8 protein-coding genes are annotated in these 13,304 nt (G+C 74.7%); 1 reads left to right on the top strand and 7 read right to left on the bottom strand.

The genetic code is table 11. The features are described from left to right. Positions 1-199: 199 nt before the first annotated feature. On the bottom strand, positions 200-2,119 hold the full coding sequence (locus AC07DA_RS21515; protein WP_479129783.1) for a cell division protein PerM: 1,920 nt from the start codon (positions 2,117-2,119) through the stop codon (positions 200-202). Positions 2,120-2,947: 828 nt separating this feature from the next. Here AC07DA_RS21515 and AC07DA_RS21520 point away from each other — a divergent pair. Then, on the top strand, positions 2,948-3,766 hold the full coding sequence (locus AC07DA_RS21520) for a sigma factor-like helix-turn-helix DNA-binding protein (RefSeq protein WP_479129891.1): 819 nt from the start codon (positions 2,948-2,950) through the stop codon (positions 3,764-3,766). 106 nt (positions 3,767-3,872) lie between these two features. On the opposite strand, the gene sucD is transcribed toward AC07DA_RS21520, so the two are convergent. The 6 genes from sucD to AC07DA_RS21550 form a co-directional block, all read right to left on the bottom strand. Next, positions 3,873-4,757 carry a succinate--CoA ligase subunit alpha gene (sucD, locus tag AC07DA_RS21525; RefSeq protein ID WP_094054536.1) on the bottom strand — a complete coding sequence of 295 codons (885 nt, stop codon included), beginning with the start codon at positions 4,755-4,757 and terminating at the stop codon, positions 3,873-3,875. Between the two features lie 21 nt (positions 4,758-4,778). Further along, complete coding sequence (gene sucC, locus AC07DA_RS21530; RefSeq protein WP_479129784.1) at positions 4,779-5,960, bottom strand: ADP-forming succinate--CoA ligase subunit beta; 1,182 nt, start codon at positions 5,958-5,960, stop codon at positions 4,779-4,781. A gap of 634 nt (positions 5,961-6,594) precedes the next feature. Continuing rightward, on the bottom strand, positions 6,595-8,007 hold the full coding sequence (locus tag AC07DA_RS21535; RefSeq protein WP_479129786.1) for a hypothetical protein: 1,413 nt from the start codon (positions 8,005-8,007) through the stop codon (positions 6,595-6,597). A 317-nt stretch (positions 8,008-8,324) separates the two neighbouring features. Then, complete coding sequence (locus AC07DA_RS21540) at positions 8,325-9,491, bottom strand: VWA domain-containing protein (protein ID WP_479129787.1); 1,167 nt, start codon at positions 9,489-9,491, stop codon at positions 8,325-8,327. Positions 9,492-9,630: 139 nt separating this feature from the next. Beyond that, positions 9,631-12,036, bottom strand: a complete 2,406-nt coding sequence (locus AC07DA_RS21545; RefSeq protein ID WP_479129788.1) for a DUF5682 family protein — start codon at positions 12,034-12,036, stop codon at positions 9,631-9,633. A gap of 55 nt (positions 12,037-12,091) precedes the next feature. Then, positions 12,092-13,222 carry an ATP-binding protein gene (locus AC07DA_RS21550; RefSeq protein ID WP_479129789.1) on the bottom strand — a complete coding sequence of 377 codons (1,131 nt, stop codon included), beginning with the start codon at positions 13,220-13,222 and terminating at the stop codon, positions 12,092-12,094. Between the last annotated feature and the right edge of the window lie 82 nt (positions 13,223-13,304).

Below are 13,304 nucleotides of genomic sequence, written 5' to 3' on the forward strand. Positions count from 1 at the left end.
CGGGACCCCGGGGGTGTCCGCCTCCGGGTGCGGAAAGCGGGGCCTGCGGCCTCTCCGGGATCCCCACGCAGGGGGCGGAAGCCGGGACCGCGGTCTCTCAGGGGATCCCCAACGCAGGGGGCGGAGGCCGCAGGCGGCCAAGCCGGGACCGCGGCCTCTCCGGGAACCCCTACCGCAGGGGGCGGGAAGCCGGGACCTCTCAGGGGGTCTCCGGCCCGGGGTGCGGGGCGCCGTAGGGCTCGGAGGCGGTGCCGCGGTCCCGTGGGCCGGGGCTCGTGATGTCGCCTCCGGCCGCTTCGGCGGGGTCCGCCGCGTCCGGGTGTCTGTCCGCCGGGAGACCCTGGCGCTCGGCGGGGGTTCCGGTCCCCCGTGCGGCGCCCGGCTCCTCACCGCTCGTCTGCCTGCCGCCCCCGAGGTCCTGGACGGTCCGGGGTGGGTCCGTCCGGAGGCCGTCGAGACCACCGGGGGTTCCGGCGGCCCAGGCCGTTCCCCAGTCCTCGTCCGCCGGGAAGGCGTCCGGCCCGCTGGCAGCCCCGGCCGACCACATGGCGCCCAGGCCCTCGTCGTCGTACCACCCGGCTCCGGTGCCGTCGGCGGACGCTTCCGCGGCTCCCCCGGCACTGCCCGCGCCGACGCGGCGCGTGAACCGGCCTCCGCCCCTGCCCGGCCGCTTCCACAGCCGCCCGCCCCGGCGGCCCTGGGCGTCCTCGGCCGTGTCGTCCCGCTGCCGGCCGATCCTCGGCTCGTCCTCGCGCGGCGGCCGGCACCGACGGGACCGTACGGCCAGCGCCGTCGGGACCGCCACCAGCGCCAGCCACGCCAGTGCCGCCGCGCCGACCTGCCACCACACCGGGCCGAAGCGCGCCAGCACCGACACCCCGAGCGGGCCGCCCGCCAGCGCGGCGAGCCCCGCCAGCACGGCAGCGCACAGCACGGCCGCGAGACCGGCCGCGCGGGCGGTGCGCCCCGCCGACCAGACGACGGCCGGCCGGCCACCCGGGCGCGTGCCGCCCCGCTCCGCGGCCGCCGCCGCCTTCGCCACCCACCGGCCCACCATCACCCCGGCGACCAACGGCACCGCCCCGGCCGCCCAGTGCACCGGGGTCCCCGCCCCCGCCTGGGGCACCGCCGCCAGCAGTGGGAACGGCGGCAGGGACGGCGCCGGCGCGGAGGACAAGGGGCCCACGGCATGCCCGGCGCCCAGGGCGAACCCGGGCCCGAGGGCGTACGCGGCGCCCCACACCGCCGCGTTCGGCACCAGGGCCGCGCACAGCAGCAGCACCGCGAACCGCCCCGACCAGCCCTCGGTCAGCCGGAACAACGACGACTGGGCCGCGGCCCCGTGCCCGGCCAGGGACACCGCCGCCAGCAGCGCCCCGCCGCCGAGCAGCACGGTCAGCCCGGCCGCGGCGGCCCGGGCGGCGACTCCCGGGCGTCCGTCCGGGGCGAGCACCAGCGGCCGCACTCCGCCGGGCAGCACCCCGAGCAGCCGCCGCAGCGGCCCGTTCGGGCGGCCGTGGGCCGACCACACGCCCAGCCCCGCCGCCAGGACGGCCACCACCGGCACGCACACCCCCGCCGACACCCACGACGGCCGCAGCACACCACCGGCGGCGTACAGGGCGGCGGGAGCGGCGACGGCGAGGTAGCCGAGGACGACACCCGCCCAGGCCGTGCGGGCCGGAACCAGCGGAGGTTCCGCACCCACCTCGACGACGCCGTACTCGTCCTCCGCCTCGTCCCCTCCCCCGGCCCCGCCGTCCGTGGCGTCGCGCGCCGCGCGGTGCAGCAGATACACGGGCAGGACGAGCAGCAGCAGTGGCGGGACGCCCATCGGTGCGGCGGCGCCGGAGAGCGTGTCGACCCGGACCAGCTCGGCTCCGTGGGCCAGCAGCCACAGGGCCGCCGCGACGTGCAGCGCGCCGCCCGGTCCGCTGTCGGGGTACGGGGAGCTGATCCACAGCAGCGTCACGAGCACGGCGAACGACGCGAGCCCCAGGCCTGCCGCGACCGCACCACCCATCAGGCCGCCGACCAGTCCGGGCGAACGGTCGCGCATCCGGGTGAGCAGGGGCGGCGAGGGGCGGCGGCGAGCGGTCATCTCGATCACGCCCGCCATGCTCCCAACGACACGCGCTTTCCCGTCGTAACAGGCGAACCGCCGCTGTGTCGCTCAATATACGTTTATGTACTTTCCTGCACGGAGGGGCCTGCTGTGACCCAGAGCCCTGCCCTGCCGCTCCCCCCGCCGAAGGAGCGCCGACGCCTGCGGGAGGCCGCCTCGCTGACGCGGGCTCAACTGGCCTCCCGGGTGGGCGTGACCAGCGAGACGGTGCGCGGATGGGAGACCGGCCGCTCGACGCCGCGCGGCCGGAAGGGGGAGAAGTACGCGAGGGTGCTGAACTCGCTGTGCGCGGAGCGGGAGGTGACGCACCCTCAGACGGCTCCGGAATCGCCCGCCGGGCAGGCGGAGCCAGCGGCTCACGCCACTCGGGCGGCCCAGCAGGGCGGGCGCGGCCGGGCCTCCGCCGCGGGCCGCAAGTCCCGCGGCCCCGCGCCCGAGCGACCGCCCTCACCGGCCCCCGACCGGGGTCACTCGTCCCTTCCCGACCATGAGCACCACGCGGTCCACGACCGGGGTCGCGCCAGGGTGCACGACCGGCGCCGGGGCCCGGTTCACGACCAGGGCCGCCATGTGCCGGTTGCGGACGGGGGTGGTGTGCCGGTCCTCGACCGCGGTGATGTGCCGGTTCTCGACCGGGGGCGCGTGCGGATGCGTGGCGAGGGCGGCGTGCCGGTGCGTGGCGAGGGCGGCGTGCCGGTTCTGGACGGTGGCCGGGGTGCGCCGGTTGTCGACCGGGGTCGTAGCGTGCCGGTACTGGACGGTGACCGGGGCGTGCCCGTTCTCCGTCGGCGTTCCGCCGCCGCGCGTCCGGCGCGGACGTACCTGCCGGGCGACACCACCGCCGCGCTCAGCCCCGACCAGGCCTTCGACGCGTTGTACGCCTTCTGCGCCCCCGCCCTGGTCCGGCAGACCTACCTGCTGACCGGGGGCCGTGAGCTGGCCCGGGAGTCGGTCGAACGGGCGTTCCAGATCGCGTGGCAGCGGTGGCCGGAGGTGGCCCGGGACCGTGACCCGGCCAGCTGGGTGCGCTCGGTCGCGTACGAGTGCGCGCTCTCCCCCTGGCAGCGGCTCCGCCCCCGCTACCGGCACGCCGAGCCGCCGCCCTCGGACGCACTCGACCGGGCGCTGCTGGACACCCTGCTCAAGCTCCCGCCGTCGTACCGCCGCACGCTCCTGCTCCACGACGGCGTGGGGCTCGGCCTGCCGGAGACGGCGGCGGAGACGGAGGCGAGCACCCGCGCGGCCGTGAACCGGCTGGTGCACGCGCGGGAGGCGGTCGCCGAACGGCTGCCGGAACTGGCGGACCCGGAGACGCTGCACTGGCGGCTGGTCGAACTGGCCTCCACCGAGCGGCTGCGGGCCGCGAAACCCGAGGTCGTGCGGAGGAGCGGGGAACGCCGGGCCCGCTTCTGGACCCGGGCGGCCATCGCCTTCACCGTCGCCCTGATCGGCACCACGGCCCTCACCGTCCGTACGGCCCCCACGCACTACGAGCCGCCCGTGCCCCGGGGCGAGACCGTCCAGGGCGTCCCGCCCCCGGTCGCACCCGGGCCGCTGTCCGAGTCGGAGCGCGAGCTGCGGGCGAAGCTGCGCGAGCAGTCCCAGAAGGGACCGGAGCGGTTGCTGCCCCAACCGCGGTGACGGAACGGCGGTGACGGAACGATGGATGGGACGATGGTGACGGAACGGCGGTGGGCCCGCCCCCGTGCCGGGAGCGGGCCCACTGTGGCCGAAGGCCGGGGTGGTGTCAGCCGGCGAGGATCTCGCGCGCCAGCTTGGCCGTCTCGGTCGGTGTCTTGCCGACCTTGACGCCGGCGGCCTCGAGGGCCTCCTTCTTCGCGGCGGCCGTGCCGGAGGAGCCGGAGACGATGGCGCCGGCGTGGCCCATGGTCTTGCCCTCGGGCGCGGTGAAGCCCGCGACGTAGCCGACGACCGGCTTCTTCACGTTCTCCTTGATGAAGGCCGCGGCACGCTCCTCGGCGTCGCCGCCGATCTCACCGATCATGACGATCAGGTCGGTGTCGGGGTCGGCCTCGAACGCGGCCAGGGCGTCGATGTGCGTGGTGCCGATGACCGGGTCGCCACCGATGCCGACGGCGGAGGAGAAGCCGATGTCCCGCAGCTCGTACATCATCTGGTACGTCAGCGTGCCGGACTTCGAGACCAGGCCGATGCGGCCCGGCTTGGTGATGTCGCCCGGGATGATGCCGGCGTTGGACTGGCCCGGGGTGATGAGACCGGGGCAGTTCGGGCCGATGATCCGGGTCTTGTTGCCCTTGGACACGGCGTAGGCGTAGAACGCGGCCGAGTCGTGGACGGCGATGCCCTCGGTGATGACGACCGCGAGCGGGATCTCGGCGTCGATGGCCTCGACGACGGCGGCCTTGGCGAAGGCCGGCGGGACGAAGAGGACGGACACGTTGGCGCCCGTCTTCTCGATCGCCTCGGCGACGGTGCCGAAGACCGGGATCTCGGTGCCGTCGACGTCGACGGTCGTGCCGGCCTTGCGCGGGTTCACGCCACCGACGATGTTCGTGCCGTCGGCCAGCATGAGCTTGGTGTGCTTCATGCCCGTGGCACCGGTCATGCCCTGGACGATGACCTTGCTGTCCTTGTTGAGGAAGATAGCCATGGCTGTGTAGTCCCTCGTCCCTTACTTCGCAGCAGCCGCGAGCTCGGCGGCCTTGTCGGCCGCGCCGTCCATGGTGTCCACGCGCTGGACCAGCGGGTGGTTGGCGTCGGAGAGGATCTTGCGACCCAGCTCGGCGTTGTTGCCGTCCAGACGGACGACGAGCGGCTTGGTGACGTCCTCACCCTTGTCCTTGAGCAGCTGCAGCGCCTGGACGATGCCGTTGGCGACCTCGTCGCACGCGGTGATGCCACCGAAGACGTTGACGAACACGGACTTGACGTCCGGGTCGCCGAGGATGATCTCCAGGCCGTTGGCCATGACGGCGGCGGAGGCGCCGCCACCGATGTCGAGGAAGTTGGCGGGCTTGACGCCACCGTGCTTCTCACCGGCGTAGGCGACGACGTCGAGGGTGCTCATGACGAGACCCGCGCCGTTGCCGATGATGCCGACCTCGCCGTCGAGCTTGACGTAGTTGAGGTTCTTGGCCTTGGCGGCGGCCTCGAGCGGGTTGGCCGCGTCCTTGTCCTGGAGGGCCTCGTGCTCCGGCTGGCGGAACTCGGCGTTCTCGTCCAGGGAGACCTTGCCGTCCAGGGCGATGACGTCACCGGAGGCGACCTTGGCCAGCGGGTTGACCTCGACCAGGAGGGCGTCCTCCTTGATGAAGGTGTCCCACAGCTTGACCAGGACGTTGACGACCTTGTCGGCGACCTCGGCCGGGAACTTGGCGGCCGCGACGATCTCGCGCGCCTTCTCCTCGGTCACGCCCTCGTTGGCGTCGATCGGCGTCTTGGCGACGGCCTCCGGGCGGGTGGCCGCCACCTCCTCGATCTCCACGCCGCCCTCGACGGACGCGATGGAGAGGAAGGTGCGGTTGGCACGGTCCAGGAGGAAGGAGACGTAGTACTCCTCGACGATCTCCGGGGCCGTCTCGGCGATCATCACCTTGTGGACCGTGTGGCCCTTGATGTCCATGCCGAGGATGTTGGTCGCGTGCTCGACCGCCTCGTCGGGGGTGGCGGCGAGCTTGACGCCGCCGGCCTTGCCACGGCCGCCGACCTTCACCTGGGCCTTGACGACGGACTTGCCACCGAGGCGCTCGGTGGCTGCGCGGGCCGCCTCAGGCGTGTCGATGACTTCACCGGCCAGCACCGGTACATCGTGCTTGGCGAAGAGGTCCCTCGCCTGGTACTCGAACAGGTCCACGCGCTTCCGTCCCTATCAGTGATCTCGCGGTTCGTTGTCTGCGTGGGCGTGCCGCGAGGGCAACGTGACGTCCGCCGTCTGTCACAAGGGAGGCGCACACGGTGTCCGAGCGCGCGGCATGTCCGTCTCGCAGGTTATCGCTGCTTCCGGGGGGCCTCTAAATCGAGGGTCACACCTGAGCGGTGATACCTGTCACATGATGCCGCGCTCTCTGGCACGGCGTGCCGGGGGTGAGGGGCCTCACCGGGCTGGGGTTGGCCCGGTGAGGCCCGCTGGACACCTCCGGGGAGCACGGAGGGCCTGTACGGGCCCATGGCTCCCCGGGGTGCGGGACGGCCGTTCCCCGCCCCGACGGGGCCCGGCCGCCCCTGCCCACGAGACCTCGGTCCCCGGGAGTCGACGGCTTTCGACCGGCGGGGAGATGTCTCGTGAGGGTCTTCGGGGCGCGGGGGTGTGGTGCTCGGACGCGCTGCCTGTGAGTGATCACCCGGCCTCCCGGCCCTGCGGCACGCTGTGGCCACAGAGCCACGCGGCGCACGGGACGCGGCACGCGGCGCACGGCACGCGGGCCATGCGCAGCCGAACCGGGAAGCGAACGGCCGGAGAGGGAGGGCGCGTGCGTAGGCCTGGCGGACTAGCCGGGGAAGAGTGGGACGTCCCGGTGGCTGTCCCGCGTACCGGGCGCCTCACCGCGCGCCGCGGTACCGGGCACGAGCCGCGACGGGGCCCGATGGCTCGAGGTGACGGCATGCGCGTCGGCGTGCCGCGGCGTGCCGTTGTCGGCCGAGGCCCGCTTGCCGGGCGCGCCGTCTGGCCGCTCGGCGGGGACTTCGTCGGGCGGCAGGTGCCCGGTGCGCGCGGGCGGGGCGGCGTGGTCACCGGGGTGCGCGAGGTGCGCGGAGTGCGCGGCATACCCGGAACGCCCGGCGTGAGGGCGGCTCGCGAGGGCTGTCCGGACGGCCCGGCGGTCGTCGGCACGGGGCGACTCCGCGGTGGCCGCCCGCCCGACGGATGCGGGTACGTCGTCCGACGGCACCGACGCCCCGCCCGGCTGCGGAGATGCCGTGACCGGCTGCGGATCCGCCGTGACCGGCGCGGGGAGGAGCCGGCCGGGCAGGACCAGGTCAGGGGGGAACTCGGGGAGGCCCGGAGGAGGCTCGGGAGAGCCAGGTGCTCCCGGGAGCGTGATGTCATCACCTGACGGACCGGGCAGGTCCGGCAGCGGTACGCCGGGCAGGTCCGGCAGCGGTACGCCGGGCAGCTCGGGCGGCGGCGCTCCGGGCAGTCCCGGAGCGCCCGGCAGGTCGGGCAGACCCGGCAGCGACGACGAGCCGGGGAGAGTGGGCAGCGTCGGCAGGGCTGGCGGCCCGGGCAGCCTCGGTGCGACCGGCAGCTCGGGCAGTCCCGGTACGGCCGGCAGCTCGGGCAGTCCCGGTGCGACCGGCAGCTCGGGCAGTCCCGGTGCGACCGGCTGCTCGGGCGACGTCGGAACGAGCGGCAGTTCGGGCGACGTCGGTAGCACCGGCGGCTCAGAACGCGACGGAGGCACTGGCGTCTCCGGGCCCACCGGCGCGTGGTCGGCCAGCGGCTCGTACACCGGCGCGTTGTCCACTTGCGGCCCGTTCAGCGGCGCGTTGTTCACCGGTGCCTTGTTCACCGGTGCCTTGTTCACCGGTGCCTTGTTCACCGGTGCCTTGTTCACCGGTGCCTTGGACGACATCGACGACGCGGACGAGTCCGGGCGCTCCGGCTGCTCCCCCACAACCCTCAACCCCTGCGCGCCCTCACCCCCGGACACGAGCCGGGGCCGGGTCCCCCGCCCCGCCACCACCACCGCGGCGGGCGCGTGCGCGTCCTGCCGGGTCAGGGTCCTCTGCTCGCCGGTGGCCCGCCCGGCCACGCCGTCCGTCGCATCGGCCCGCTCCCCGCACAGCAGCCCGGTCATCAGCAATCCGCCCACCAGCAGCGCCACTTGCAGCGCACGCCGTCCCGCCGCCGTGCGCAGCACGCGCGACGCGGCACCGGACAGGGCTGCTGACCAGGTCAACGGGAGAGTTCCTCTGTGCGACGGGACACGCTCGGAACGCGTCACACATCACGGGCGACGAGTCGGCACGACGCGGTTCCGCCCGATACGGCGCGACGCAGCGCCGAGCAGGCGCCGATCCTCGCACAGGAGTACGGAGGTCCCGCAAGCCCTTGCCGATCGACGCACCGTCAGGTCCGCTTCACCGCGTGGCCCAACAGCCGCTCAAGCCGGTGGGATGCCCCCCGGTCAACCGGCCCGGTCAACCCGTTCAGTCGGCCCCGCCGATCCCGTCGGCCTGCCCCAGCAGGTCGGTCCAGCCGGTCGACGATGCGCCCTCAGTCGGTCTCCGGTATCGGCAGCGGCCGCTTCTCGATCGCCGCCGCCATCACCTCCGGGAACAGGTCGGGCGTGCAGGCGAACGCCGGCGCCCCCAACGCCGCGAGCGCGGCGGCGTGTTCCCGGTCGTAGGCCGGTGCTCCCTCGTCCGAGAGCGCCAGCAGCGTCACGAACTGCACCCCCGACGCCTTCATCGCCGAGACCCGCTTGAGCATCTCGTTGCGGATGCCCCCTTCGTAGAGGTCACTGATCAGTACGACCACCGTCTCCGCGGGCCGGGTGATCTGCGACTGGCAGTAGGCGAGGGCCCGGTTGATGTCGGTGCCGCCGCCCAGCTGCGTGCCGAACAGGACGTCCACCGGGTCGTCGAGCTGGTCCGTGAGGTCGACGACCGCCGTGTCGAAGACGACGAGTCGCGTGGAGATCGTCCGCATCGAGGCGAGCACCGCCCCGAACACCGACGCGTACACGACCGATGCCGCCATGGATCCCGACTGGTCGATACAGAGGATGACCTCCTTCTTCGTCGACTGGGTCGCCCGCCCGTAGCCGATGAGCCGCTCCGGCACGATGGTCCGGTACTCGGGCAGGTAGTGCTTGAGGTTGGCGGCGATCGTGCGGTTCCAGTCGATGTCGTGGTGGCGCGGCCGGCTGATCCGGGCGCTGCGGTCGAGCGCGCCGGTCAGGGTGGCCCGGGTGCGCGTGGCGAGCCTCTTCTCCAGGTCCTCGACGACCTTGCGCACGACGGCGCGTGCCGTCTCCTTCGTGGTCTCGGGCATCGCCTTGTTGAGGGACAGCAGCGTGCCGACCAGGTGCACGTCGGCCTCCACGGCCTCGAGCATCTCCGGCTCCAGCAGGAGCGTGGCCAGTCCGAGCCGGTCGATGGCGTCGCGTTGCATGACCTGCACGACCGAGGAGGGGAAGTACGTGCGGATGTCGCCGAGCCAGCGCGCCACGGACGGTGCCGACGCGCCGAGCCCCGCCGAGCGGTCGCGGCCGCCCTGTCTCGCGCCGTCCTTCTTGCCGTAGAGCGCGGTGAGGGCGCCGTCCATCGCCGCGTCCTGCCCGGACAGCGTGCATCCGGTGCCGTCCGCCGCGTCTCCGCCGAGCACGAGCCGCCACCGCCGCAGCCGCTCCTGCGCCGGGTCCGTCGTCTCGGCCGTCATCCGTGTCCTCCCCCGCGTGACCGTTCCCACAGCGGGATCACTCGCGCGGTCGTCCGGGGCGGCCCTTCCGCCCCGGATCCCGTCCGGACGGTGTCCCGCTCCGCCGCTCCGGGCGCCTGCGCCCGCAGTCCTCCGGTCGTCATCCCTCCACCCCCACCAGGTCGTTCCGCATGTCTCTGTCGTCGAGGCCGAGCAGCAGCCGCACGACCGGCAGCACCGCGTCCGCGCGCGCCGTGTCGAGCTCCGCCGCGAAGCCGGGGGTTGCCGAGCCCGCGGCCGCCGCGCCGCCCCCCGCGGCCGGTCCGCGCCGGACCAGTTCGCCGAGGGTCCGGCGCACCCCCGGTTCGTACGCCGAGAACGTCCGCCGCAGCAGGGGCAGCACGTCCGTGAAGGCGTCCGCCGGGACGCCGGTCAGCCACGCGTCGACCAGCCCGAGCAGCCGTTCGTCGTGCACCAGGAGCATGCCGCCGCCGGAGCCTCCGCCGACGAAGCCCTCGATCCACGCGGCCGCGTCCGCCGGCGGTGTGCCCGGCGACAGGACGAGTCCCATGAGCCGCGCGGCCTCGTCCTGCGCCAGCTCCCCGTCGTCCAGCAGCAGCCGCACGGCCCGCCCCCGGATCACCCCCGGCACGGTGTCCCGCCCGGACAGCACCCGCAGCACCGACTGCCAGCGTGCTCTGAGGTGACCGCGTCCCGCTGCCGGGGTGTCGCCCAGGAGCCCGACGGCCCCGTGCACCGCGTCCACATGGCGCCGCATCTCCTCCGCGGCGTCGGCGTCGAGCGCGGCGCAGGCGGGGGGCAGGCCGACGAAGACCCGCTCGGCCAGCCCCGCGGCGACCTCGCCGAGGGCCCCGGTGTCGGTGCCGCGGACGTCGCCGTAACGCAGGGAGCGGACGAGGGCGGGCAGCGCCTGGGCGAGGTGGCCGACGTCCGCGTCGAGGGCCGCCCGGTCGGCGAGGATCCGCATCACCGTCGGCAGCGCGCCGGGCAGTTCGGCCAGCAGGCAGCGCTCGGCGAGCGCGGTGACGTCGGCGAGACCGTCCGCGGTGGCGGCGTCCGCCTCGGCCCTGGCGGTCGCGGCGGACAGCACGGTCGTCCCCCACACGCCTGCCTCGGCGACCCGCACGGCCAGCTCGGGCTCCCAGCGCAGCCGCCACGTCTCCCGGAACGTGCCCGTGCTGCCCCGCGAGGCGGCCGGTTCGCCCCACGCGATGCCGAGCAGGCGCAGGCGGTGCAGCAGTCTGCTGCGTTCGGCGTCGTTCTCCTTGCGCAGGTCGAGCTCCAGTTCCCGCTCCAGCGCCTCCGGTTTCAGCCGCAGCCGGCGCTGCAGCCGGGTGAGGTCCCGCTGCAACGGCACCGCCGGGGCCGTCGGCGGCACCTCCCCCAGCACGTCGCCCACGACCAGCCGGTCGTGCACCAGGGACAGCGGCACGTCCGAGCCCTCGCACATCACCGCCCGCACCGCGTCGGTCGCCTCGCTCAGGCCCGGCAGCGGACGGCCGCGCAGCGCGGCGAGCGTCTCGGCCAGCCGCACCGCCTCGATGACGTGCGCGGAGGAGACGATGCGGTCCTCGGCGCGCAGCAGCCCCGCCACCTTGGTCATCCACCGCTCGACCGGCCGGTCCGGGGCGCTGAACAGGTGGCCGTACCAGCCCGGCGAGTCGATGCCCGCCCCGTATCCGCTGACCCGGGACAGCCTGCGGTGGGTCCAGGGGACCCAGGTCATGTCCGTCTTGACCCTGGGCAGGCCCTTGAGCAGGGCCCTGTCGGCGGCGACGGTGGTCTTCTGCCGCAGGGCGGGCACGTGCCAGGCGCCGCAGACCACGGCCACGCCGGCGTCGAACTCCCGCTGCGCGGCCCGCAGCTGGAGCCGCATGTACGCCTCCCGGACCAGGTCCCGGTCGTGGCCGCCGCTGCCGTAGGTCTCCCGCAGGGCGGTCATGGCCTCCTCCAGCGCGGTGAACGGCGCGAGCGCGCCCCCCCGCCCGGCGCCCCGGTGCTCGACGACGTCCTCCCACCAGCGCTCCGGGTCGTCGTATCCGGCCGTGTCGGCGAGTACGCCGAGGGGATCGATCCGCACGGCGTCCGGGCCGGGGGCGGGGCCCGCGCCCGGCTCGCCGTCGCCCTGCGCCCTCCCGGCGTCCGGCGAGGGCTCCCCCTCCGCGCTCCCCTCGTCGTCCCGCTGCCCCCGGGCCAGCGTGTGCGTGGCCGGCAGGTCGATGAAGCGGGCCGGGACGCCGTGCTCCAGGGCCCAGCGGAGGGCGACCCACTCCGGGGAGAACTCGGCCAGCGGCCAGAACGCCGAGCGGCCCGGTTCGTCCACGGCGTGGGCGAGCAGGGCGACCGGCGGCCGCATCTCCTCGTCGGCGGCGAGCGGGATCAGGGAGTCCGCCTCGGGCGGTCCTTCGATCAGCACCACCCCCGGCCCGGCCTGCTCCAGCGCCGCGCGCACGGCCCGCGCCGATCCCGGCCCGTGGTGCCGCACCCCGAGCAGCACCGGGGACGCCCCGGCCCCCCGGCCCGCACGCCCTTCCACACCCGTCACGTGCTTCCCCCCGATCCCCTCTCCGGCCCCGCGGGCGGTCCCCACCCGGTGTCACTCACACGCTCACCTCGCGGCAGGCCCGGTAGAAGTCCTTCCAGCCGTCCCGCTCGCGGACGACCGTCTCCAGGTACTCCTGCCAGATGACGCGGTCGGCCGCCGGGTCGCGGACCACCGCGCCGAGGATGCCCGCGGCGACGTCGCTCGGCCGCAGCACTCCGTCGCCGAAGTGGGCGGCCAGGGCGAGGCCGTTGGTGACGACGGAGATCGCCTCGGCCGTGGACAGCGTGCCGCTGGGCGACTTGAGCTTCGTGCGGCCGTCGGTGGTCACCCCGTCGCGCAGCTCCCGGAAGACCGTGACGACCCGGCGGATCTCGTCGAGCCCGTCGGGCGCGGCCGGCAGGTCCAGGGACCGGCCGATCTGGTCGACGCGGCGGGAGACGATGCCGACCTCGGCCTCGGGGGTCTCCGGCAGCGGCAGCACCACCGTGTTGAAGCGGCGGCGCAGGGCGCTGGAGAGGTCGTTGACGCCGCGGTCGCGGTCGTTGGCCGTGGCGATCAGGTTGAAGCCGCGGACCGCCTGCACCTCCTGGCCCAGCTCCGGTATCGGCAGCGTCTTCTCCGACAGGATGGTGATGAGCGTGTCCTGCACGTCGGCCGGGATGCGCGTCAGCTCCTCGACGCGCGCCGTCATGCCCTCGGCCATGGCCCGCATGACCGGGCTGGGCACGAGGGCGTCGCGGCTCGGGCCGTGGGCGAGCAGCTGCGCGTAGTTCCAGCCGTAGCGGATGGCCTCCTCCGGCGTGCCGGCGGTGCCCTGCACCAGCAGCGTGGAGTCGCCGCTGACCGCCGCGGCCAGGTGTTCGGACACCCAGGTCTTCGCCGTGCCGGGCACGCCGAGCAGGAGCAGGGCGCGGTCGGTGGCGAGGGTGGTGACGGCGACCTCGACGATGCGGCGCGGACCGACGTACTTCGGCGTGATCACCGTGCCGTCCGGCAGGGTGCCCCCGAGCAGGTACGTCGCGACGGCCCAGGGCGACAGCTTCCAGCGGGCCGGGCGCGGGTGGTCGTCCTGCGCGGCGAGCGCGGCGAGTTCATGGGCGAAGGCGTCCTCGGCGTGCGGCCGCAACGCCTCGGACGGCTCTGCCTGCCCGGCTTCCACGGGCGTCGGTTCAACGGACACAGACATGGCTGAGGCCCCCTCCAGCTCGGCCGGTTCGGATCTGCCGCCAACGGTGCACCACACCACTGACAATCGGCCCTGACCTGCG

It is taken from the genome of Streptomyces sp. NPDC044921, from assembly GCF_056432865.1.

What these genes read in the sequence shown, in the direction of transcription:
- AC07DA_RS21515 (WP_479129783.1), bottom strand. Translation starts at nt 2,119, where the DNA reads ATGGCGGGCGTGATCGAGATGACCGCTCGCCGCCGCCCCTCGCCGCCC.
- sucD (WP_094054536.1), bottom strand. Translation starts at nt 4,757, where the DNA reads ATGGCTATCTTCCTCAACAAGGACAGCAAGGTCATCGTCCAGGGCATG.
- AC07DA_RS21540 (WP_479129787.1), bottom strand. Translation starts at nt 9,491, where the DNA reads ATGACGGCCGAGACGACGGACCCGGCGCAGGAGCGGCTGCGGCGGTGG.
- AC07DA_RS21550 (WP_479129789.1), bottom strand. Translation starts at nt 13,222, where the DNA reads ATGTCTGTGTCCGTTGAACCGACGCCCGTGGAAGCCGGGCAGGCAGAG.